Below are 22020 nucleotides of genomic sequence, written 5' to 3' on the forward strand. Positions count from 1 at the left end.
AATTTTATGATTACGCGTAGAGCATTTGGAAAACTCATTGGCGCAACTGCAATCGGAGCTTCGGCCGGTTTGGCTTCACTTCCGGCACGCGCGCAGACGGCAAGCTCGCTTGAGCGCGTCAAGGCTTCGGGCGTGCTGCGCATAGGCGGCATCGCCGATGGCGCGCCATATTATCAAAAGGGCCTGGCCGACGGGCAATGGCGCGGATTCTACGTCGATATCTGCCAGAAGCTGGCCGATGACCTCGGTCTGAAGCTGTCGATCCTCGAGACCACCTGGGGTAACTCCGTCCTCGATCTGCAGGCGGACAAGAGCGATGTGTTCTTCGGCCTGAACCCGACGCCAGAGCGCCAGAAGGTCATCGATTTTTCCGGCCCGGTGTTCAAGAACTCCTTCACCTTGATTGCCAAGAAATCGGTCACGGCGAAGACCTGGGATGAGTTCAACAACCCGGAAATGCGAATTGGCGTTGATGCCGGATCGTCGCATGACGCAGCTGTGACCCGTCACGCGCCCAATGCTCAGATTTCGCGTCTGAAGACTGCAAGCGACGTGACCGCTGCCCTTCAGGCCGGCCGCATCGACGCTCAGTGCCTCGTCATGGTCCTGGCGCTGACGCTGCGGGCTAAGAATCCCGCAATCGGCGAACTCGTCGTCCCGACCCCCGTGGATTTCACCACATCGAATGCCGGCTTCCGTCGGGAAGAAGATCAGTCCTGGCGTCAGCTCGTCGATCACTGGATTAGCGAGCACCGGGATAATGGCTTCATCAAAGCAGCAATCATCCGCAACATGGCACTGGTGGGCGTGACGGAAAGTAGTTTCCCGGCCGGATTCGAAATCTGACGCGTTACCATCGCGGCCCGCAGGGCATATCTCTGCGTGCTCCTTATTCTAAACGCGGGATTTCTCCATGTACGAATGGGATTTTTCCATACTCTGGGGCTACCGGTGGGTGCTGCTTCAGGGGCTCGGCGTCACGGTCGGCTTCACAGTTGCGATCGTCGTAGGCGGGCTGCTGATCGGCCTGGTGGCTGCGATGTGTCTTCTGTCACGCTTCCGGCTGGCAAGAGGCGTCTCGCTCGCCTTCATCGAGGTTTTTCGCTGTACTCCGATCCTCGTCCAGCTCATCTGGTTTTACTACGCGCTGCCGATCCTTGCCGGGATCGAGATGACGCCGATAACGGCCTCGTTGCTTGGCTTGTCGTGCTACGGCGGTTCGTTCTATGCCGAGATTATCCGCGGCGGCATCGTCTCCATCGATCTGGGTCAGTCGGAAGCGGCAGCGGCTCTCGGAATGACGCCCGGGCTCGCCATGCGGCGTATCATCCTGCCGCAAGCACTCAGGCGCATGGTGCCGGCGTTGATGAACCAGTCGATCATGCAGTTCAAGAACACCTCGCTGGTCTCCGTGCTTGCCGTGCCGGACTTGGTCTATCAGGGGCAGATGATCGCGCATGACAGTTACCGCCCGCTCGAATCCTACACGGCCGTCGCCGTCGCCTACTTCGTGATCCTGTTCCCGCTGACCCTATACGTGCGTCACCGCGAAAGAAAATTCGGAGCCAATCGATGAGCGATACTGTGCCAAAGATCGAAGTCACGGCTCTTCGCAAGAGCTTCGGCCCGCTGGAGGTCCTCAAGAACATCAACTTCAGCGTCGAGGCCGGTCGGGTTGTCGCGCTGATCGGTCCTTCCGGATCGGGAAAATCCACGCTGCTGCGCTGTATCAACCTTCTGGTCGTCCCGGACGATGGCGCCATCAGGGTCGGCAGCACTTCCTTTTTCTTCGGACAGGGACATCAGCCGCCACGGACGAAAGCGCTGGCGGACTTCCGGTCGCGGACCGGCATGGTGTTCCAGAATTTCAATCTCTTTCCCCATATGACCGTTCTGCAGAACGTGATGGAAGCGCCGGTCCATGTCCGCAAGCTTGATCGTGGCACCGCCCGCAGCCTTGCCATGGCCCAGCTGGAGAAGGTCGGGCTGGCGGATCGCGCCGAGCAGATGCCGAACACGCTCTCGGGAGGACAGAAGCAACGGGTTGCCATCGCACGCGCACTGGCGATGGAGCCTAAGGTGATGCTGTTCGACGAGGCAACCTCGGCTTTGGATCCTGAACTCGTCAGAGAAGTTCTCTCGACGATACAGAAGCTTGCCGCCGACGGCATGACGATGGTGATCGTCACCCACGAGATCGCCTTTGCCCGCGAAGTTGCGGACCGTCTTGTCTTCATGCGCGACGGCGTCGTCGTTGAGGATGGCCCGGCGCGGGAAACGATCGACCATCCAAAGATGGAGGCGACCAGAGCCTTCCTCAGTCATTTCCACCAGGGCAACGCATCGCACTAAGCCTCGATCCGCACACCGACCTTGGCCAGCAAAGGCTGCACGGTCGTGGATCAAACAGAATTCGGAGACCGGACATGGAACGTATCGAGCATCTTAGCGTCTACCTCATCGAAAGCCCCATCAAGATGGCACGGCTTCAAGGGGTGGGGAATGTCAAGGGCGCCGTCAAGCGGGTATTGGTCAAACTCACCTCGTCTTCGGGCATCATAGGCTGGGGCGAAGCCGCTCCTTGGGAGGTTTTTACCGGTACGGCGGAAGGCGCCTTTGCCGCCATCGATATCTATCTGCGCTCTCTGGTCATCGGCGCACCCATCAAGGAAATCCGCAAGCTGACGATCGCGATGGACCGGGCACTCGTCGGCCATGGCGAGGCCAAGCTTGCAATCGAAACCGCCATGTTCGACATCCTGGGCAAGTCCAGCGGTCTGTCGATCGCCGATCTTCTCGGAGGTCGCGTCCGTGATAAGATCCCGCTCTCCTTTTCGATCGCCGATCCGGATTTCGAAGCCGACATGGCGCGGATGCATGAGATGGTGCCGAAGGGCAATACCATCTTCAAGGTCAAGACCGGGGTAAAGCCGCATGCCGAGGACATGGCGCATCTGGAAGCGATGCGCGACGCCTTCGGCGACGGCATCGACCTGCGGCTCGACTACAATCAGGCGCTTCAGCCCTTCGGTGCGATTTCCATTCTGCGCGACGTCGACCGGTTTCGTCCCACCTTCATCGAACAGCCGGTGCCGCGCGATTGCCTGCAGGCAATGACCTCATTTGCCGATGCGCTCGACACGCCGATCCTGGCCGACGAGAGCTGCTTCAACCCTCGCGACCTGATGGTCATCATCCGCTTGGGTGCGGCAGATGCAATCTCCGTCAAACTGATGAAGGCGGGCGGTATTCTCAAGTCTCAGGCGCTGATGGCAATCGCTGATACCGCGCATATACCCGGCTATGGCGGCACGCTCTGGGAGGGAGGCGTCGCACTGGCAGCCGGCACCCAGTTCATAGCGGCGACACCGGGCGTTTCGCTGGGTTGCGAATTCTACATGCCGCATCACGTCCTGACGGAAGATGTTCTGGAGGAGCGTATTGCGAACGACAACGGGTGCGTGATCGTACCCGACGGTCCTGGGCTTGGCATCAGTGTCAGCGAGGCATCGCTTCGCGGCAATGCTCGCATTCTTGCCGAGCGATGAGAGGGGGAGACCCATCTCTCATCAAGCTCAGTGCGCGTCTCCTAAGATCGGCTGACCTAGCCGGACAGAAGAGACGTTGCAAGCATCGCCGCAAAATCAGGAAACCAGAATGCCGAACACCGCCCCAAAGCACATCGCCGTCATCGGATGTGGCATCGTTGGCGCCTGCAGCGCGCTCGCGCTGCTGAAGGACGGGCATCGTGTGACGATCATCGAGCCCGGCGAGCCAGGCGATAGGCAGGCGGCGAGCTATGGCAACGGAGCTTTCCTCAGTCCGGCCTCGATCATCCCCATGTCCGTTCCGGGCTTGTGGAAGAAAGTGCCGGCTTACCTTCTCGATCCTGAAGGGCCGCTGACCATCCGCTGGAAACATCTTCTGCCGCTTACGCCGTGGCTGCTGCGTTTCCTCAGTGCCGGCTCAACGCTCGCCAAGGTGCAGCGAACGGCGAAAATCCTGTCCTCGCTGCTGTCGGACGCGCCGATGCGCCATCGCGCCATCGCAGCCGATTGCGGACAGGCGGATATGATCCGGCAGGACGGCCTGCTCTATGTCTATCCCGACCGGGCAAGTTTTGAGGCTGATGCTTTCGCCTGGGGGCTGCGGCGCGACAATAGCGTTGCATGGCGGGAGCTGTCGGGCGAGGAGCTGCATGCTTTCGAACCCTCTCTCAATCGGCGCTATACATTTGCCGCGTTCGTTGAGGCTGGTGGGCATTGCGTGGATCCCGGCGCCTATGTTTCGTTGCTAGTGCAGCGCGCGCTTGGCAAAGGCGCTCGACTGGTGAAGGCAGGCGCAACCGGCTTCAGGATAAAGGACGGTCGCCTCACGGCTGTCGATACCGATGCCGGTCCGATCGAATGCGACGGCGCCGTCATCGCGGCGGGGATCCGGTCGAAAGCGCTGGCGAAAATGGTTGGCGATCGCATCCCGCTTGAAAGCGAGCGAGGCTATCACGTCGAGGTCGTCGATCCGAAGGCGGGGCTGCGCATTCCGATCATGCCGAGCGACGGCAAGATGGCCAATACCATGATGCCCGGCCGGCTGCGGGCATCGGGGCAGGTGGAGCTTGCCAGCGTCGATGCCGCACCGGACTGGAGGCGGGCGGATATCTTGCTGCGGCAGCTTCTCAGCACCTATCCGGATCTCGGGAACAGCTCGGAGGACCTGACTGTTTTGCGCTGGCAGGGCAATCGCCCCTCGACGCCCGACGGCCTGCCCGTCATCTCGCGCTCAAGCGCGACAGCGGACGTCATGCACGCCTTCGGCCACGGCCATGTCGGCTTGGCAGCCGGCCCGAAAACCGGAGAGCTGGTGGCAGCCTCATTTTCCAAGTGGGCGCCAACGATCGACATCGGGCCTTTTGCGGCGTCACGCTTCCGATAGCGCCTCGCCGTCAGCGATCGATGCGTGTCGACAAAATGATCGATGACAGCGTTTTCTCGACGCCATCCATCTCGCCGATCCTGTCGATCACCTTGTCCAGTTCGCTGATCGACGCGGCGGCGATAATCGCGATCAGATCGAAGCTGCCGCTGACGGAATAGACCGACCGGACGTGAGGGATCGTCTGCAATTCCTGCGTCACGCGGCCGAGCATTTTTGCCGTCAATGTGATCAGCACATGCGCTTTCACGAGGCCGCTTTCGAAGTCATCCGATAGACGAACACCGTAGCCCGCAATCACGCCATCGCGCTCAAGGCGCTCGATTTTCGCCTGCACGGTCGTGCGCGACAGCCCGAGTTTGCGGGCGAGCGTCGCCGTCGAAATCCGGGCATTTTCGCTGAGGAAGGACAGGAGCTGCCGGTCTTTTTCCGATAACGTCATTTTGATCAAATCCAACGGCATATTGTAGGAAACTATCGTTCATTTCTATCATTCCAGCGCTGTGAATCAACCAAGCTGTCGAGAATAAAAAAAGTATAAAAATTACGATCACTGTTTGGGAACTGATATGAAAAACATCGTTGTCATCGGCGCTGGCAAGATCGGATCGACGATTGCCCGCCTGCTTGTTCATTCCGGCGAATACCGCGTGACGGTCGTAGACCGCAGCGACGAACATCTTGCGCAAATCGAGACGAGTGCAGTGCTAAGCGTCGCCCAGGTCGACATTACGGACGCCTCGGCGCTCACCGCAGTTCTTTCCGGCAGCTTTGCCGTTCTCAGCGCCGCCCCCTTCCATCTGACGATAGCCATCGCGGAAGCCGCGGCAAAGGCCGGCGTTCACTATCTCGATCTGACCGAGGATGTCGCCTCGACCAGACGGGTCAAGGCCATTGCCCAAACTGCAAACACCGCCTTCATTCCGCAATGCGGACTTGCGCCGGGATTCATCTCGATCGTCGCCAACGACCTCGCCAGCCGTTTCGACAGCCTCGACAGCGTTCGCCTGCGTGTCGGCGCACTGCCGCAATACCCGTCCAATGCCCTGAACTATAATCTCACCTGGAGCACCGACGGTGTCATCAACGAGTATATCGAGCCATGCGAGGCGATCGTCGAGGGGAAGCTCGTTCAGGTTCCGGCGATGGAAGAGCGGGAAGAATTCTCACTGGATGGCGTTACCTACGAGGCCTTCAACACGTCCGGTGGGCTCGGCACCCTTTGCGAAACGCTGGAGGGCAAGGTCAGGACGCTGAACTATCGCACGATCCGCTATCCGGGGCATGCGGCGATCATGAAAGCGCTTCTGAACGACCTCGGCCTGCGTCATCGCCGCGAAGTCCTGAAGGACATCCTCGAGCATTCCTTGCCGTCCACCCTGCAGGACGTCGTCATCATTTTCGTCACCGTTTCCGGCTGGAGAAACGGCCGCCTCGTGCAGGAAACCTATGCGAACAAGGTCTATAGCGCGGTGGTTGCCGGCCGCCCGATGAGCGCCATCCAGATCACCACTGCGTCGAGCATTTGCGCGGTGCTCGACATGCTTAGCCACGGACATCTGCCCAATCGCGGTTTTGTCCGCCAGGAGGATATCGGGCTCGACCTGTTCCTGAAGAGCCAGTTCGGCCATTATTACGAGCAGGCGGCGGATACGCGGAAGATGGCAAGCTGAACGACAAGAAATTGCCGGTAGACGTTATCGGCGATTACATTGCAGGCACTGGCGAAGGGAAGACGGTCGTCTTCCCTTCGTAGTACGCGGTCACTGCACAAAATAGGGCTTGAGACGACCTGGGCATTTTCACTGGATCGCGGCGTCGAGCTTCTTCTTCCAATCGCCACTGTCCAGCTGCTTGCGCATAAATGCGTCCACGGCCGCCTTCAATGCGGGATCCTTGCGCAGCAGATAGGCATTGTCGAAATGGGTGAAGGGCTCCTTGACCGCAACAGGGCACAGCACGCCGGGATGCAGCTTGGATTGAATATCCACCTCTATGCCGTCGGTGATCATGACGTCGGCCTTGTCAGCCGCGATCTCGTCGAAGATTGCCTTGTTGTCCGCAAATTCCTCGATCGGCGCCTTGGAGAAATGCTCATGGGCGAACTTGTCGTTGGTGCCGCCCGGATTGACGATCACGCGCACGGAAGGCTGGTCGATCGCCTCCAGCGTTGCATATTTGTCCTTGTCTGCGCAGCGGGCGATCGGGCGCTTGCCGTCGCTGACGTTGGGCACGGAAAAATCGCCGACTTCGGCGCGCGCGGGATTGACCGTGATGCCGCCCAGCGCGACGTCGAACTTGCCGGCCTTGAAATCGTCCAGCATGGTCTTCCATGTCGTCATCACGAATTCCGGCTTGACGTTGAGGCTCGTCGCCAGATCCTTGCCCATGGCTATATCCGCACCGGTCAAGCTGCCGTCCGCGCCTTTGTAGCTGAAAGGCTTGTAGTCGCCCGTCGTGCCGATCTTGATCACGCCTGCCTTCTGGATCTCCGCCAGCGCGCCATCTTCGGCGACGGCCATGTTCGCTGTCAAATTCAGCGCCGCGAACATAGTCGCCAGGAAATACGCTCTCTTCATTGCTCTCTCTTTCTCTGCATGTGCCTCATGCAATCTCATGAAGCATTCATGAACTGGGAACATAACGTCATGCCAATTCCGCCGACTAATCGCGACGCACGGCGCGGCCTATTTTCTCCTCATCATAACAATTGAGCGCTCACGACGGGTGGGCGCAAGAGGAAGAACAATGAAAAAGCGTACACTTGGCAAAAGCGGTCTCGAAGTTTCGGCCATCGGCTTCGGCTGCATGGGCTTGAACTTCGGCTACGGTCATGCACTGGGCACGCAGGAAGGCGTCACGCTGATCCGCCAGGCGGTTGAGCGCGGCGTCACCTTCTTCGATACCGCGGAGGTCTACGGCCCGTTCACCAACGAGGAGATGGTCGGCGAGGCGCTGGCGCCGGTCCGCGATCAAGTGGTGATCGCAACGAAATTCGGCTTCGCGATCGATCCGGAGACCAGGAAGTCGAACGGCCTGGACAGTCGGCCGGAAAACATCCGCAAGGTAGCCGAAGCCTCGCTCAAGCGGCTGGGCGTCGAGGTCATCGATCTTCTCTACCAGCATCGCGTCGATCCCAACGTGCCGATCGAGGATGTTGCCGGTACGGTCAAGGAGCTGATCGCCGAGGGCAAGGTCAAGCATTTTGGTCTGTCGGAGCCCGGCGCGCAGACGGTTCGCCGCGCGCATGCCGTACAGCCGATCACGGCGCTGCAGAACGAATATTCGCTCTGGACCCGCGGACCGGAGACCAACGGTATCCTTGAGGCCTGCGAAGAGCTCGGCATCGGCCTGGTCGCCTACAGCCCACTCGGCAAGGGCTTCCTGACTGGTGCGATGGGCAAGGACACCAAGCTCAGCGAGAACGACTTCCGCAAGATCCTGCCGCGCTTCACGCCGGAGGCAATGGAGAAGAATCAGGCCTTGATCGACCTGCTCAAGACCATCGCCGAAGCAAAGAGTGCGACAACCGCCCAGATCGCCCTTGCCTGGCTCCTGGCGCAGAAGTCCTGGATCGTGCCGATCCCCGGCACCACGAAGCTGCACCGGCTGGAGGAAAACCTCGCTGCCGCCGATATCGAACTGACGTCGGACGATCTGACGCGGATCCAGCTTGCTGCAGCCGAGATCGGCGTTGAGGGCGAGCGCTATCCCGAGCACCTGCTGAAGACCGTCGGTCTCTGAGACGCCAGCAATCCCTATTGTGATCCGAGCCCGTGCGCCTGCCGCGCGGGCTCCATCCTTTTCAAGATTGAAGCATGCCGGGTTTGAGCACATCAACGGCACTGTCTTCCTCTCGATCGCACAGGAACTGTAACCCGATGCCCAACCAGGCGAAAACCGCAGTCAAGTTAACAACAGGAACTGCCGGCTCTCCCGTTGCAGATGCTCCAGACACGGGAAAGATCGTTGGGGCCGCAAGCCACGGATGGCGTGTGCTCGCGGTCCTGAGCGCGCTCATGGGCTTCGCATCGATCTCGACGGATCTCTATCTCCCCGCCATGCCGGCGATGGGCCGGGATCTCGGTGCCGACACGGGCGCCATCGAGTTGACGATTTCCGGCTTCCTCATCGGTTTCAGCCTCGGGCAGCTTCTCTGGGGTCCGGTCGGCGACCGTTACGGCCGTCGCCTGCCGGTGGCGATCGGGCTCGTGTTGTTCGTCATCGGTTCGGCCGGATGCGCCATGGCCGGCAGCGCCTCGACAATGATCGGCTGGCGTATCGTGCAGGCGGTCGGGGCCTGTGCCGGGGTCGTGCTGTCGCGGGCGATGGTGCGCGATCTCTACGAAGGCAGCCGTGCGGCGCAGATGATGTCGACGCTGATGACCGTGATGGCGATCGCGCCCTTGCTGGGGCCGGTCGTGGGTGGGCAGATCCTTGCGTTTGCCGGATGGCGGGCAATCTTCTGGACACTGGTAGGTGTTGGGCTGCTGACCCTTGCGGCGCTCTTCACGCTGCCGGAGACATTGCCGGCCGAGCGGCGTAACCTCCAGCCGCTTGGGCGCGCGATTATCGGATATGGTACGCTTCTGCGTCATCGCCGCCTGCTCGGCTATGCGGGCACCGGCGGCTTCCTCTATGGCGGCATCTACGCCTACATTGCCGGCACGCCCTTTGCCTATATCACCTATCATCATGTGCCGACCGGGCTTTATGGTCTGCTATTCGCCATCGGCATTGTCGGGATCATGATCGCCAATATCGCGAATTCGCGGCTGGTGTCCCGCTTCGGCGGCGACCGCCTGCTGCTCCATGGCAGTGCCGCCGCCGCGCTTTCCGGCGTCGTGCTTGCCATGGCGGCATGGACGGATTGGGGTGGGCTCTGGGGCCTGGTCGTGCCGCTCTTCCTGTTCATCTCCGCAACCGGCTTCATCGTCGCCAACTCGATTGCCGGCGCGCTGACCGATTTCCCGGAACGTGCCGGCACCGTGTCCGCCCTGGTCGGTGCGCTCCATTACGGCAGCGGCATCTTCGGCTCGGCACTGGTCGGCACCTTTGCCGACGGCACGCCCTGGCCAATGGGCTGGGTGATCGCCCTTGCCGGGATCGGCAGCTTCGTTTGCGCACGGTCGCTTGCCTCAAGCCGGAAGATCTGATCGACATCAATCCGCATCGCTATCGAGCGAAAACAAAAAATCAGCCGCGGGCGCTACTGCACCCGAGGCTGATCTTCTTCACGCTTCGTCGAATTGTGCCGTCAGCCGCCATACTCCCCGTCGGTGACCTTCTCCATCCAGTCGACGGCCTTGCCATCCAGCATTTCGACGATGGCGACATGCGACATCGCGCAATCAGGCGCGGCGCCGTGCCAGTGCTTTTCGCCGGGCTCGAACCAGACGATATCGCCGGGGCGGATGTCCTCGACAGGTCCGCCTTCCCGCTGAACCCGGCCGATACCGGACACCACCAGCAGCGTCTGGCCAAGCGGATGTGTGTGCCATGCGGTTCGCGCGCCCGGCTCGAAGGTGACGGTTCCTCCGCTCAGATTGCCGCTGCCGCTGAACGGTGCGTCGACGCGTACGGCCCCGGTGAAGTAGTCCTCGGGTCCCTTTCGCGAAGGCTGCGCGCCGCTGTGTTTGATCTGCATCTTCAGTTTCCTTGCAATGAAACGGCCGGCTGCGTTGATGGCTGCCAGCCTCCAAAAATCGCAAAACCAGTTTAGTCGCGGGACATTCCGACAATTAGCCACTATAAGTCGCATGTAGTCATGTCTGGAGTTCATGAATGCGACGCGAGGAACTGGTCGATCTCAATGCCTTTCTGATCGTGGCCGAGGAGCGGAGCTTTACCCGTGCCGCCGCCAAGCTCGGCACCTCCCAATCCGCATTGAGCCATACCATCCGGCGGCTGGAAACGCGGGTTGGCGTGCGCCTGTTGACCCGCACCACCCGCAGCCTCGCGCCGACCGAAGCCGGGGAGCGGCTGCTTGCCACGTTGAAGCCGGCGCTCGACAGTATCGGCACGGAACTCTCCTCGCTCGGCGAATTGCGCGAGAAGCCAGCCGGTACGATCCGCATCACCACCTCCGAACATGCCGCCAACACCGTCTTGTGGCCGACGCTTGAGAAATTTCTGCCTAATTATCCGGATATCCATGTCGAGCTCAGCATCGATTCCGGGTTCACCGATATCGTCACGGAGCGTTTCGATGCCGGGGTTCGGCTTGGCGAGGCGCTCGCCAAGGATATGATCGCGACACGCATCAGCCCCGATATCCGCATGATTGTGGTCGGCTCGCCCGCCTATTTCAAGCAGAGAAAAATCCCGCTTGTGCCGCAGGATCTGGCCGACCATCGATGCATCAATCTACGCCTGCGCAGCGCCGGTGGTCTTTACGCCTGGGAGTTGGAGAAGGATGGGCGCGAGGTGCGGGTGCGTGTCGAAGGACAGCTCGCCTTCAACAATGTCGAGATGATCGTCCGCGCGGCGACCGCCGGCTTCGGTCTGGCTTTCGTCATGGAGGACCATGTCAGGAAGCATCTTGCGGACGGCAGGTTGTTGTGCGTGCTCGATGACTGGTGTTCGCCCTTTCCAGGTTATCATCTCTATTACCCGAGCCGGCGCCAGCCCTCGGCCGCCTTCGCATTGCTGGTGGAGGCGCTGCGCTATCGGGACCGAGGGTAGGCTTGATTCGGACGATCTGGTATCCGGGTCAGCTTCCGCGTTCTTCGAATACTTTCCTCACAACCGGTGCTGTCGACATCGCGTTCGGCCAACCGGAATAGAATGCCAGATGCGTGACTACGCCGGAAATTTCCTGCTTCGTCAGGCCGTTGTTCATGCCGATATTGGTGTGGCCTGTAAGCTGGGCGACGCGGCCGGTAGCGACCAGGGCGCTGATCGTCACAAGGCTGCGGTCACGCGGCGCAAGCGCCGGGCGTAGCCACAGGTCCTTGAACAGGACGTCAGTCGTATATCCCGCCAGATCCTTGAAGTCCGGCCCCAATGCTTGATCGACCATCGCGACCCGCCGTGTTTCCGCCTCTTCGTTCAGGGGGAGGGTGGCATCCTGGGCCGGCGGAAGCTGGTCGGCGCCGATGCCGTGGCTCTGGAAGACATGCCTGGCGACCTTGAGCGCCGACATCGCATTCGGCCAGCCGGTATAGAAGGCGAGATGGGTGATGGTCTCGGAAATCTCGGCCGGCTTCACGCCGTTCTCCAAGGCCATACCCATATATTGCGGCAGCTCGCCCGACTGGCCGATGGCAATGAGCGCGGCCACTGTAACGAGGCTCCGGTCGCGTGGGTTGAGGTCCGTGCGCTTCCACAGATCGGCGGCAAGCCGTTCTCTAGCATAATGTTCCAGGGCAGGAGAGACGGCTTTCATTTCCTCGATCGATGTCGTCGGCATGTCGAACCTATTTGTTGATTGTTCTGATTGGGCCAAGGCCAGTGCAGGCAGTCCCATGATTACGGCGGTGGCCATAAGATGCTTCATCGACAAGTCCTTTCGTTGGGTGTCCGGATATCCTGCTCCGTCCGTTCCGCCGAGCAGTATAGCGCGCGCCCGATCCCGCGATTATATCGCCCGGACCGCATGGGCTTATGCGACCAGTTCATGAGTGGGCCGACAGCCTCACGGCCGCAGGTCTGCTGTTGGAGAAAGGACAGGCAGCAGAAGCTTTCCGCCGCCTGTCCGAAGGGTCGGTCAGCTCATCTCGGGTAGGTCGTGGATGAGTTTGTCGAGGGTAATGGGATAATGACGCACCCTGACGCCGGTTGCATTGTAGATGCCGTTGGCGATGGCGGCGGCGACGCCGCAAAGGCCGAGTTCGCCGACGCCCTTGGCCTTCATCGGCGATGACATTGGGTCGGTCTCGTCGAGGAAGATGACGTCTTGATGCGGGATGTCGGCATGGACAGGCACCTCGTAGCCCGCGAGATCATGGTTGACGAAGAAGCCCCTTGTCGTGTCGACGGCGAGTTCCTCCGTCAGTGCCCCGCCGACGCCCATCGTCATCGCGCCGATCACTTGGCTGCGCGCTGTGATCGGATTGAGGATGCGCCCCGCCGCGCAGACGGCCAGCATACGCCGGACGCGTGTCTCGCCGGTCGCCATATCGACGCCGACCTCGACGAAGTGGGCGCCGAAGGTCGATTGCTGGTGGGTCTTGTCGAGATCGCCGTATTCGATGCTATCCTCCCCGACCAGCCCGTCGCCGGCGGCTTCTGTGAGCGGAACGGATCGGTTGCCCGAGCGGACCTGCTCATCGGCAAAGACGATATCGGCCGAATTGAAGCCCAGCTTCTGGGCCACTGCTTCGCGCAGCTTCACGCAGGCGGCATAGACGCCCGAGGTGGAGTTGTTGGCGCCCCATTGCCCGCCGGAACCGGCGGAGACGGGGAAGGAGGAATCTCCCAGCCGGACCTCGACCTTGTGCATGGGCAGGCCCATCATCTCGGCAGCCGTCTGGGCGATGATGGTGTAGGTTCCGGTGCCGATGTCGGTCATGTCGGTCTCTACGGTGACGACGCCACGGCTATCGAGCCGGACGCGCGCGCCGGACTTCATCAGCAGGTTGTTGCGGAAACCGACGGCGACGCCCATTCCTATGAGCCAGCGTCCGTCGCGCCGGCTGCCGGGCCTGGCATTGCGGTCGTTCCACCCAAAGCGGTCGGCGCCGGTTTGCAGGCATTCGATCAATCGACGTTGCGAGAAAGGACGCTCCGGGTTTTCCGGATCGACCTGCGTGTCGTTGAGGATGCGGAACTGGACCGGATCGAGACCGAGCTTCTCCGCCATCTCGTCCATGGCGATCTCGAGCGCCATCAGGCCCGGTGCCTCGCCCGGCGCGCGCATGGCGTTGCCTTCCGGAAGGTTGAGAATGGAAAGGCGCGTTGCCGTCATCCGGTTGGCGCCGGCATAGAGCAGCCGCGTCTGCTGCACGGCGTTCTCAGGCCCGCCGCCCTCCAGATTGGCGGACCAGCCCTCATGGCCGATCGCGGTAATCTTGCCGTCCGGCGTTGCGCCGATCCGGATCCTCTGGATCGTTGCCGGGCGATGCGTGGTGTTGTTGAACATGAACGGCCGCGTCAGCGCCACCTTGACCGGCCGGCGGGCGGCACGCGCGCCGAGCGCGGCAAGGATCGCATCCGTGCGGACGAACAGCTTGCCGCCGAAGCCACCGCCGATGAAGGGCGAGATCAGGCGAACCTTGTCCGGTGCAATGCCGAGCGTCGTCGCCACGTCGCCCTTGCTCCAGTTGATCATCTGGTTCGAGGTCCACAGCGTCAGATCGTCGCCGGTCCACGCCGCGATCGAGGCATGCGGCTCCATCATCGCATGCGCGTGGTCGGGTGTGGTGTAGGTTTCATCCAGCTTGACGGGGGCTGCCGCGAAGGCCCCGGCAAAGTCGCCGACGGCGGTATCGGGTGTGCCCCGGTCCGATGTCCCCGCCCTATCCTTTGCCCCGGCAAGCACGTAGGAGGCAATTTCCGCTGCGTAGCCTATGCGAACGAGCTGCGCCGCCGCGCGGGCTTGTTCGAAGGTCTCGGCGACGACAAGGGCAACGGCCTGATGGTAGTGTTCGATATCAGGCCCGCCCAGCAATTTGGCAGTGTTGAAACGGCCCTTGCCGAGCTTGCCGGCATTGGCCGCCGTCACGATGGTAATGACGCCGGGTGCCGCGCGCGCTTCGGCGAGATCGTAGGACGTGATCCGCCCCTTGGCGATGGAGGAACCGACGACATAACCATAGGCCTGGTTGGGCACGACATCGTGCTGCTCATAGGCATAGCGGGCCGTGCCCGTTGTTTTCAGCTGGCCGTCGATACGCTCGATGGGCTGGCCGACGACCTTCAGCTGGTCGATCGGGTTTGTGGTGGCTGGTGTGTCGAATCTCATCTTCTTATCCCCTCGCTTCGGCAAGAACAGCGCCGAGCGTGCGCTCAACGAGCGTAACCTTGAAGGCGTTCTGTTCGGTGGGATGTGCGCCGGCGAGCAGCGTGTCCGTGACCGCTCTTGCGCCCTTCGGAAGATCGGCTTCTGCCGCCTCGATGCGCCAGGGCTTGTGCGCGATGCCGCCGACGGCAATTCGGCCGGTTCCATCCGGCTGCACGATCGCGCCGATCGAAACCAGCGCGAAGGCATAGGATGCGCGGTCGCGGACCTTGCGGTAGATATGCTTGCCGCCGATTGGCTTCGGTAGCGTCACGGCGGTGATCAGCTCGCCGGGCTCAAGTACTGTCTCCACATGCGGGGTGTCTCCTGGCAGGCGATGGAAATCGGCGATCGGGATGCGGCGTGTGGCGCCATCGGGCCGCACGGTTTCGACGGTCGCGTCCAGCGCGCGCATGGCGATTGCCATGTCGCTTGGATGCGTGGCGATGCAGGCGTCGCTGACGCCGATGACCGCATGCTGGCGGCTGAAGCCGCCAATGGCCGCGCAGCCGCTGCCGGGCTGGCGTTTGTTGCAGGGCTGGTTGGTGTCGTAGAAATAGGGACAGCGCGTGCGCTGAAGCAGGTTGCCCGCGGTCGTCGCCTTGTTGCGCAATTGGCCGGAGGCGCCGGCAAGCAGGGCGCGCGACAGGAGGCCGTAGTCGCGGCGGACCCGTTCGTCGGAGGCCAGATCCGTGTTGCGCACCAGCGCACCGATACGAAGCCCGCCTTCGGGCGTTGCCTCGATCTTGTCCAGCGCCAGGCCATTGACATCGATCAGATGTGTTGGCGTCTCGATCTGCAACTTCATCAGATCGAGCAGGTTGGTGCCGCCGGCGATGAATTTGGCACCCCTGGTGCCTGCCGCGGCCTTTGCTGCTGCCTCCACCGAGGAGGCGCGTTCGTAGCTGAAGGCTTTCATGCTTGTCTCCCCGCAACTTCGTTGATGGCATCGAGAATGTTGGAATAAGCGCCGCACCGACAGATATTGCCGCTCATGCGCTCGCGGATCTCGTCGGGGCTCACTCTGGCCTCGACGGTCAGGTCGCCGCTGACATGGCTCGGCACGTTGGCCCTGATCTCTTCGAGCACCGCGACGGCCGAACAGATCTGGCCGGGTGTGCAATAGCCGCACTGGAAGCCGTCATGCTTGACGAAGGCGGCCTGCATCGGATGGAGGTTGCCGGGTTTGCCGAGCCCCTCGATGGTGGTGATGGTGTCGCCCTCATGCATGACGGCAAGCGTCAGACAGGAGTTGATACGCCGGCCATCGACGATGACGGTGCAGGCGCCGCACTGGCCATGGTCGCAGCCCTTCTTGGTGCCGGTGAGATGCAGATGTTCCCGCAAGGCGTCCAACAGGCTGGTGCGTGTGTCGATATCGAGATCGCGAACCTCGCCGTTCACGGTGAAGGAGACCTTCGAGGAGAAGGGCGTTTCAGGGGTGGGCGTTTGAGCGCCCGCCACAGACGGTGCGGCGGTGATCGCCACGGACGCGGCAGTTGCCACCAGAAGGTCGCGTCGGGAGATTTCCAGGTCGACAGGATTGTGCATATCAAGCTCCATGTCATGATGAGGTGAAGCGCATAAAGCGCGGCTCATGCGGCAAACGCTGTTGCAACAGCTTCGACACTTGTCGGGTGCACCCGCTCGACCCAAGGGACCTGAACGGACTACTGACCCGACTTAAGAAGTAGGGTGCGGTAGCCCCGTCGATTAGGGATCGATTTTTGATAAGGCCTATGAACTGAGTTCATGAATGAACGGCATGTCGAAAAAAATGGCCCGTACGAGAAAATTTGAGAGGGAGATGTCGAAATCGGGTGGGGTCGAACGTCATTAGATCATAGTCGGTACGGCGGTTGCCGAGCCGAGGGTTGATCTCGTGGGCAGGGGAGTTGAGCGGATGAGCATTTCCTATCGTTGGGTGATCGTGGGCGCAGGTGCGCTGATGACCTGTGTCGCACTCGGCGCGATGTTTTCGCTGGCGATTTTCCAGGTGCCGATCGTGGCCGCCACCAATTGGTCGCATGCCGGCATCGCAAGCGCGATGACCCTCAATTTCCTGGTAATGGGTCTTGGCGGTTTCATGTGGGGAGCGGCGAGCGATCGTTTCGGACCCCGCATCGTTGTCTTGATCGGAGCAATATTGCTGGGGCTGGCGCTCGTGCTTGCGAGCCGGGCGACGTCGCTCCTGCAGTTTCAATTGACCTACGGCATTCTCGTCGGGCTGGCCGCCAGCGCCTTCTTTGCGCCGATGATCGCGACTACAACGGCGTGGTTCGATACAAATCGCAGTCTCGCTGTATCACTGGTCTCCGCCGGCATGGGCGTTGCGCCGATGACGATCTCGCCCTTCGCCCGCTGGCTGATTTCCGCTTATGACTGGCAGACGGCGATGATGCTGATCGGCATCCTCGCCTGGGTCCTGCTGGTGCCGGCAGCGCTTTTGGTGCGAGGCCCGCCCGTGAGCGCCAACGATCCCGTGGTCGATGCGGCGGCTGATGGTCCTCGCGTGCCGCTCGGACAGATATTCCGTTCGCCGCAGTTTCTTGTTCTCGGCGGCACCTTCTTTGCCTGCTGTGCCGCCCATTCGGGGCCGATCTTCCATATGGTGAGCTACGCGACGATCTGCGGTGTCGCGCCGATGGCGGCGGTCAGCATCTACAGCGTCGAGGGGCTGGCGGGGCTTGGCGGCCGGCTTCTCTATGGCACGCTCGCTGACCGGATCGGCGTCAAGCCGGTGCTGGTCGCCGGGCTGCTGGTCCAGGCCGTGGCACTTGCGACCTATCTCCTCGTCAGCCAGCTCGGCGAATTCTATGCGCTCGCCGTCATCTTCGGCAGCGCCTATGGCGGGGTCATGCCGCTCTATGCGGTGCTGGCGCGCGAATATTTCGGTCCACGCGTTATCGGCACCGTCTTTGGCGCGGCGACGATGCTGTCGAGCATCGGCATGGCGTTCGGCCCGCTGGCCGGCGGCTGGATCTTCGATACGTTCGGGAATTATTCCTGGCTGTTCATCGGGTCGTCCATGGTCGGGCTTGGGGCGGTGGCTATCGCGCTTGCCTTTCCGCCGATGCAACGCCTCAGGCTCCGGCCGGCGTGATTACGGGATCAAAAGGGCGGGCAGAGGGGCGCACAGAGCGGCCCTTCTGCCGCTTCGCTATTGCAGGTACGACGAATCAAAATCAGCCAGACGCTCCAGTCTTTTGGGGTCGAGGAGTTCGACCCATCCTTCATGAAATCTCATCGCGTTCAGCTCGCGTAATTGCCTGAGAACACGATTGAAATGAACTGCGGTCAAACCCAGTGCGTCGGCGATCAGCGATTGGGTCAGAGGACATTGATATGCCGTCTTCGTGCCTAGGCCGACGAGGTTCAATCGTGAGCTCAGCTCTAGGAAAAAATGGGCCACCCTGTCGATGGGTCGCCGCCGGCCGATGTCAACCAGATGCTGGACGAGAATGGCCTCGTCCCGCAAGGTGGACCAGAGTATCGACATGGCGAGGTGGCCGTTGCCGTGAAATGCTTCGGCCAGCTCTTCGAGATTTATCTCTCCGACCTCGACGCGAGTTATGGCGCAAAGGCTGTCATCGCAATTGGGAAGCAGAATTCGTCGGATGCCTATGAGGTCGCCGGGGACATGGAAATTGATGACCTGTCGCGTTCCATTGCGCATCAGCTTGTAGGAGCAGGCCCAGCCCGCATAGAGGATATATGCACTTTGGAGTGATTGCCCCTCATGGGTGATGTCACTTCCTTTCGCAAAGACGCGCTTGCGGATTTCGAGCGAGGCGAGAGCCGCCTTGTCTTCAGGCAAGAGCGCGATATGCGTCTCAAGCTTACGCGCGATCGGGCTTGTCAGGAGAGGAAGAGATCTCGGTTTGGTCCCGAGCAGAGATAGATCATGCAGCATGGACAATGCCTCTTAGGTTCGCGATTGATCACGATCGATGCACACACCCTTCGACGACATATTGTGCAGAAGCACTCCACTCACAAGTTTAGCCCGGATTAACAAATGGTAAGGGAGGCAAGGATCCCTGTATCTTCAATGGCATAGATTCTTCAATTTTTATAATATGTTAGAGATCCGCTTGCCTCTTCCACACTGTCTCACCGATCGCGCACTTCTTAGTGAAACAGACGTGATCGGACATATTGATTGAGATCATATCGAGGTCGCGCGAAACGGCTCATGACCGAGGCGTGCGAGAGTTTCTACAAACCGGCACACTTTTGGAAACATGGAACCATGCTGGTTTAAAAAGACCGGCAACAGCTCCTAATGGAGATTGAGATGTTCAAAACGCCCAAACCAACAATCGTATTCGCTCTCTTGGGAACGACCCTTGCGACTCTTGCGGTTTCAACCGTTCCTGTCTTTGCCGCAACCACCTGCGCGGGAGACCTTAAGCTCACCAGAACGGAATTGGACGGAACCCCGGCCAGTGTCCAAAAGGCTGAAGCCATGGGGCTCTATTCCTCAGCGATCAACGCGCGCTCCAATGGCCAGGACAGACAATGCGTGGGAGACCTGAATAAGGCCTCCGCAGTACTTGCCTCTGCCGCCCCTAACTGGGTCTGGACTGATGCCGGCAGCGTTGGCGTGGATCCGGCATCCACCTCAAGTGAGGGGCATCACGATGGCGGACATGACCATGGCCACAGGGCTCACTAGGTTCGCATCGTGAAATGCGTGCAAACCCATAAGACACAGCCTGTGACGTGAGTTGCCGAAATGCCGATTGGCCACTGGTTTGAAATTGGTGTTTGCGGATCATGTCGGCCACTTCGATGCCATTCAGTGTTGCTGATACAGACTGGATGGCATTGAAGCCCTAGCAGATAATCAAGGGCGAATATTTCACAACGCATCTGTTCAGCGTCGCATGGTCAACGGCAACGCTGCGCTCGGCCATAAACCTGGCCATGCCACCAGATCCCACAGTGTGATCGCTGCCCTGTCAGCATCACGATGGAGCTTGAGCCCCGCTTTGGGGTAATCCTGTCGTCTTTTGGCACCTTACACACAATTTTAGACGGCGGACGCAAGTTGCAGCCATTGCATTTTTCAATTTTTAGCCAACACTTCCTCTGCATCGGATGCATGACCTCTCGGGGAGGAAATCTGGAGGGCATCCATCGGCGCAGGTTTCCCGCGCCAGAAGGGCTGGGAGACCCACGCGCAATGTGAGTTTGGGGGGGCATGACGCGGGCACTGCCGTCATGTCCTAGGTGCAACTGGGAGGAATTAGGAATGGTAGCCACGTCTGTGGATCAGACTTCTGGTCGAGGGATGACCAGGGAAGAGAAGAAGGTGATCTTCGCCTCTTCGCTCGGAACTGTTTTCGAATGGTATGACTTCTATCTCTATGGTTCCCTGGCCGTCTTCATCGGCGCGGCCTTTTTCAGTGAATATCCGGAAGCGACCCGCAATATTTTCGCGTTGCTCGCCTTCGCGGCAGGCTTCCTGGTCCGGCCCTTCGGTGCGCTGGTCTTCGGACGGATCGGCGATCTCGTCGGCCGCAAATATACGTTTCTCGTCACCATCCTGATCATGGGCCTTTCGACCTTCCTGGTCGGTATCCTGCCCGGCTCGGCCAGCTGGGGTCTCGCTGCCCCGGTTATTCTGATTGCGCTGCGCATGCTGCAGGGCCTGGCGCTTGGTGGCGAATATGGTGGCGCGGCAACCTATGTCGCCGAGCATGCACCCAACGACCGGCGCGGTTTTTATACGTCCTGGATCCAGACGACGGCAACGCTCGGGCTCTTTCTGTCGCTGATCGTGATCCTGGTGGTGCAGAACTGGCTCGGCAAGGAAGCCTTTGCTGCCTGGGGATGGCGTATTCCCTTTATCCTGTCCTTCGTTCTCCTCGGCATCTCCGTCTGGATCCGGCTGTCGCTCAGTGAATCCCCGGCTTTCAAGAAGATGAAGGAAGAAGGCAAGGGCTCCAAGGCGCCGCTGTCGGAAGCTTTCGGACAATGGAAGAACGCCCGGATCGCGCTGCTGGCACTTCTCGGTCTCACGGCAGGCCAGGCCGTCGTCTGGTATGCGGGCCAGTTCTATTCGCTGTTCTTCCTGCAGAACGTGCTCAAGGTCGATGGTCAATCGGTCAACATCATGATCGCCATCGCGCTGCTGTTCGGCAGCGGTTTCTTCGTGTTCTTCGGCTGGCTGTCCGACAAGATCGGCCGCAAGCCGATCATCATGGCCGGACTTGCCCTGGCGATCCTCACCTATTTCCCGCTGTTCAAGGCATTGACCCATGCGGCCAATCCGGCGCTTGCCCAGGCGGAGCAAACCATCCGTGCCACCGTGACGGCGGCACCCGGCGATTGCACCTTCCAGTTCAACCCGGTCGGCACGGCGAAGTTCAACCACTCTTGCGATATTGCCACCTCGTTCTTGTCGAAGAGTTCGGTGCCCTACGCAGTCGTCGACGGTCCCGCCGGCCAGCCGGCGACGGTCAAGGTTGGTGACGCCATCGTGACTTCCTATGACGCTGTCGCCGCCGGGGCGACGGCTGCGGCAAAGAGCGCCGCCTTCACGCATGACCTGAACCTTGCCCTGCAGAAGGCGGGTTTCCCGCTGGCGCGCGATCCGGCCAAGGTGCCGGACGCCAAGCTGGATGGTTTCATCGCCGCAAACCCCGAGCTCAGCCTAAACGCGGCAACGGTCCGGGCCGGTGACAAGACGGTCACGCCGGTTGCCGATCTGATCAAGGCGAAGCTGCTCACAGCGGAACAGACCGCCGGCGCGACCGATATGCCGGTCTACACGGTGGCGAACGGCGGTGCCTTCAAGATGGTTGCCGATCCCGCCGCGATCAACTGGCCGCTCACCATCGCCATTCTGACCATTCTCGTCATTTACGTGACCATGGTCTATGGCCCTATTGCCGCGATATTGGTTGAGATGTTCCCGACCCGCATCCGCTATACCGGTATGTCCTTGCCCTATCATATCGGCAATGGCTGGTTCGGCGGCCTGCTGCCGGCAACGGTCTTTGCGATGAGCGCTGCCAAGGGCGATATTTATTACGGCCTTTGGTATCCGATTGCGATTGCGACGATGACCCTGGTCATCGGTCTTATCTTCATCCGCGACACCAAGGGCGTCGATCTCAACGCCATCAAGTAACGACGGA

19 protein-coding genes are annotated in these 22020 nt (G+C 60.8%); 11 read left to right on the forward strand and 8 right to left on the reverse strand.

Going from position 1 to position 22020, the window contains the following annotated elements; genetic code table 11:
- The first annotated feature begins 69 nt into the window (after window positions 1-69).
- The 5 genes from RRH01S_RS08165 (at window position 70) to RRH01S_RS08185 (ending at window position 4932) form a co-directional block, all read left to right on the forward strand.
- A complete protein-coding gene (locus tag RRH01S_RS08165) occupies window positions 70-846 on the forward strand; it encodes a transporter substrate-binding domain-containing protein (RefSeq protein WP_306464980.1) in 777 nt (258 codons plus the stop codon).
- 67 nt (window positions 847-913) lie between these two features.
- Window positions 914-1576 carry an amino acid ABC transporter permease gene (locus tag RRH01S_RS08170; RefSeq protein WP_042470816.1) on the forward strand — a complete coding sequence of 221 codons (663 nt, stop codon included), beginning with the start codon at window positions 914-916 and terminating at the stop codon, window positions 1574-1576.
- Window positions 1573-2352 (forward strand): amino acid ABC transporter ATP-binding protein, encoded by a 780-nt coding sequence (locus tag RRH01S_RS08175; RefSeq protein WP_042470819.1) that lies wholly within the window; start codon window positions 1573-1575, stop codon window positions 2350-2352. Before RRH01S_RS08170 ends, RRH01S_RS08175 begins: the two co-directional genes overlap by 4 nt.
- Window positions 2353-2426: 74 nt before the next feature.
- Window positions 2427-3548 (forward strand): enolase C-terminal domain-like protein, encoded by a 1122-nt coding sequence (locus tag RRH01S_RS08180; RefSeq protein WP_042470822.1) that lies wholly within the window; start codon window positions 2427-2429, stop codon window positions 3546-3548.
- A gap of 109 nt (window positions 3549-3657) precedes the next feature.
- On the forward strand, window positions 3658-4932 hold the full coding sequence (locus tag RRH01S_RS08185; RefSeq protein ID WP_042470825.1) for an NAD(P)/FAD-dependent oxidoreductase: 1275 nt from the start codon (window positions 3658-3660) through the stop codon (window positions 4930-4932).
- Window positions 4933-4942: 10 nt separating this feature from the next.
- On the opposite strand, the gene RRH01S_RS08190 is transcribed toward RRH01S_RS08185, so the two are convergent.
- Entirely contained in the window at window positions 4943-5374 is a 432-nt protein-coding gene (locus RRH01S_RS08190; protein WP_042471167.1) for an Lrp/AsnC family transcriptional regulator, read from the reverse strand.
- A 127-nt stretch (window positions 5375-5501) separates the two neighbouring features.
- Here RRH01S_RS08190 and RRH01S_RS08195 point away from each other — a divergent pair, with 127 nt between their 5' ends.
- Window positions 5502-6605, forward strand: coding sequence for a saccharopine dehydrogenase family protein (locus RRH01S_RS08195; RefSeq protein WP_042470828.1), 1104 nt, complete (start codon window positions 5502-5504; stop codon window positions 6603-6605).
- A gap of 129 nt (window positions 6606-6734) precedes the next feature.
- Here RRH01S_RS08195 and RRH01S_RS08200 read toward each other — a convergent pair whose 3' ends face one another.
- Complete coding sequence (locus RRH01S_RS08200; RefSeq protein ID WP_042470831.1) at window positions 6735-7511, reverse strand: transporter substrate-binding domain-containing protein; 777 nt, start codon at window positions 7509-7511, stop codon at window positions 6735-6737.
- 169 nt (window positions 7512-7680) lie between these two features.
- Between RRH01S_RS08200 and RRH01S_RS08205 the strand changes: the two genes are divergently transcribed.
- Window positions 7681-8676 carry an aldo/keto reductase gene (locus tag RRH01S_RS08205; RefSeq protein ID WP_042470835.1) on the forward strand — a complete coding sequence of 332 codons (996 nt, stop codon included), beginning with the start codon at window positions 7681-7683 and terminating at the stop codon, window positions 8674-8676.
- Between the two features lie 251 nt (window positions 8677-8927).
- Window positions 8928-10088 (forward strand): multidrug effflux MFS transporter, encoded by a 1161-nt coding sequence (locus tag RRH01S_RS08210; protein WP_234711666.1) that lies wholly within the window; start codon window positions 8928-8930, stop codon window positions 10086-10088.
- Window positions 10089-10189: 101 nt separating this feature from the next.
- Here the strand turns inward: RRH01S_RS08210 and RRH01S_RS08215 are convergent, their stop codons facing one another.
- Window positions 10190-10579 (reverse strand): (R)-mandelonitrile lyase, encoded by a 390-nt coding sequence (locus RRH01S_RS08215; RefSeq protein ID WP_042470842.1) that lies wholly within the window; start codon window positions 10577-10579, stop codon window positions 10190-10192.
- 137 nt (window positions 10580-10716) lie between these two features.
- On the opposite strand from RRH01S_RS08215, the gene RRH01S_RS08220 reads away from it, so the two are divergent.
- Window positions 10717-11616, forward strand: a complete 900-nt coding sequence (locus RRH01S_RS08220; RefSeq protein ID WP_042470844.1) for a LysR family transcriptional regulator — start codon at window positions 10717-10719, stop codon at window positions 11614-11616.
- 28 nt (window positions 11617-11644) lie between these two features.
- Here the strand turns inward: RRH01S_RS08220 and RRH01S_RS08225 are convergent, their stop codons facing one another.
- From RRH01S_RS08225 to paoA, 4 genes are all read right to left on the reverse strand, one after another.
- Window positions 11645-12430, reverse strand: a complete 786-nt coding sequence (locus RRH01S_RS08225) for a carboxymuconolactone decarboxylase family protein (protein ID WP_042470846.1) — start codon at window positions 12428-12430, stop codon at window positions 11645-11647.
- Between the two features lie 210 nt (window positions 12431-12640).
- Complete coding sequence (paoC, locus tag RRH01S_RS08230) at window positions 12641-14836, reverse strand: aldehyde oxidoreductase molybdenum-binding subunit PaoC (RefSeq protein ID WP_042470849.1); 2196 nt, start codon at window positions 14834-14836, stop codon at window positions 12641-12643.
- A gap of 4 nt (window positions 14837-14840) precedes the next feature.
- Entirely contained in the window at window positions 14841-15791 is a 951-nt protein-coding gene (locus RRH01S_RS08235) for an FAD binding domain-containing protein (protein ID WP_042470852.1), read from the reverse strand.
- The gene (gene paoA, locus RRH01S_RS08240; protein WP_012649291.1) at window positions 15788-16423 is read right to left on the reverse strand and encodes an aldehyde dehydrogenase iron-sulfur subunit PaoA; all 636 of its coding nucleotides are present in this window, start codon (window positions 16421-16423) and stop codon (window positions 15788-15790) included. Before paoA ends, RRH01S_RS08235 begins: the two co-directional genes overlap by 4 nt.
- A gap of 352 nt (window positions 16424-16775) precedes the next feature.
- On the opposite strand from paoA, the gene RRH01S_RS08245 reads away from it, so the two are divergent.
- A complete protein-coding gene (locus RRH01S_RS08245; protein WP_042470855.1) occupies window positions 16776-17975 on the forward strand; it encodes an MFS transporter in 1200 nt (399 codons plus the stop codon).
- Between the two features lie 57 nt (window positions 17976-18032).
- Here RRH01S_RS08245 and RRH01S_RS08250 read toward each other — a convergent pair whose 3' ends face one another.
- Window positions 18033-18785 carry a Crp/Fnr family transcriptional regulator gene (locus tag RRH01S_RS08250; RefSeq protein WP_042470857.1) on the reverse strand — a complete coding sequence of 251 codons (753 nt, stop codon included), beginning with the start codon at window positions 18783-18785 and terminating at the stop codon, window positions 18033-18035.
- Between the two features lie 1344 nt (window positions 18786-20129).
- On the opposite strand from RRH01S_RS08250, the gene RRH01S_RS08260 reads away from it, so the two are divergent.
- Window positions 20130-22013, forward strand: coding sequence for an MFS transporter (locus tag RRH01S_RS08260; RefSeq protein ID WP_042470860.1), 1884 nt, complete (start codon window positions 20130-20132; stop codon window positions 22011-22013).
- Window positions 22014-22020: the final 7 nt, after the last annotated feature.

This window comes from Rhizobium rhizogenes NBRC 13257, assembly GCF_000696095.1.
GTDB classification, from domain to species: Bacteria; Pseudomonadota; Alphaproteobacteria; order Rhizobiales; family Rhizobiaceae; genus Rhizobium; species Rhizobium rhizogenes.

Bases quoted from the DNA above. Each gene is read 5' to 3' on its own strand.
- RRH01S_RS08170 (WP_042470816.1), top strand. From the start codon at position 914: ATGTACGAATGGGATTTTTCCATACTCTGGGGCTACCGGTGGGTGCTG.
- RRH01S_RS08175 (WP_042470819.1), top strand. From the start codon at position 1,573: ATGAGCGATACTGTGCCAAAGATCGAAGTCACGGCTCTTCGCAAGAGC.
- RRH01S_RS08180 (WP_042470822.1), top strand. From the start codon at position 2,427: ATGGAACGTATCGAGCATCTTAGCGTCTACCTCATCGAAAGCCCCATC.
- RRH01S_RS08185 (WP_042470825.1), top strand. From the start codon at position 3,658: ATGCCGAACACCGCCCCAAAGCACATCGCCGTCATCGGATGTGGCATC.
- RRH01S_RS08190 (WP_042471167.1), bottom strand. From the start codon at position 5,374: ATGACGTTATCGGAAAAAGACCGGCAGCTCCTGTCCTTCCTCAGCGAA.
- RRH01S_RS08195 (WP_042470828.1), top strand. From the start codon at position 5,502: ATGAAAAACATCGTTGTCATCGGCGCTGGCAAGATCGGATCGACGATT.
- RRH01S_RS08200 (WP_042470831.1), bottom strand. From the start codon at position 7,511: ATGAAGAGAGCGTATTTCCTGGCGACTATGTTCGCGGCGCTGAATTTG.
- RRH01S_RS08205 (WP_042470835.1), top strand. From the start codon at position 7,681: ATGAAAAAGCGTACACTTGGCAAAAGCGGTCTCGAAGTTTCGGCCATC.
- RRH01S_RS08215 (WP_042470842.1), bottom strand. From the start codon at position 10,579: ATGCAGATCAAACACAGCGGCGCGCAGCCTTCGCGAAAGGGACCCGAG.
- RRH01S_RS08220 (WP_042470844.1), top strand. From the start codon at position 10,717: ATGCGACGCGAGGAACTGGTCGATCTCAATGCCTTTCTGATCGTGGCC.
- RRH01S_RS08225 (WP_042470846.1), bottom strand. From the start codon at position 12,430: ATGAAGCATCTTATGGCCACCGCCGTAATCATGGGACTGCCTGCACTG.
- paoC (WP_042470849.1), bottom strand. From the start codon at position 14,836: ATGAGATTCGACACACCAGCCACCACAAACCCGATCGACCAGCTGAAG.
- RRH01S_RS08235 (WP_042470852.1), bottom strand. From the start codon at position 15,791: ATGAAAGCCTTCAGCTACGAACGCGCCTCCTCGGTGGAGGCAGCAGCA.
- paoA (WP_012649291.1), bottom strand. From the start codon at position 16,423: ATGCACAATCCTGTCGACCTGGAAATCTCCCGACGCGACCTTCTGGTG.
- RRH01S_RS08245 (WP_042470855.1), top strand. From the start codon at position 16,776: ATGAGCATTTCCTATCGTTGGGTGATCGTGGGCGCAGGTGCGCTGATG.
- RRH01S_RS08250 (WP_042470857.1), bottom strand. From the start codon at position 18,785: ATGCTGCATGATCTATCTCTGCTCGGGACCAAACCGAGATCTCTTCCT.
- RRH01S_RS08260 (WP_042470860.1), top strand. From the start codon at position 20,130: ATGGTAGCCACGTCTGTGGATCAGACTTCTGGTCGAGGGATGACCAGG.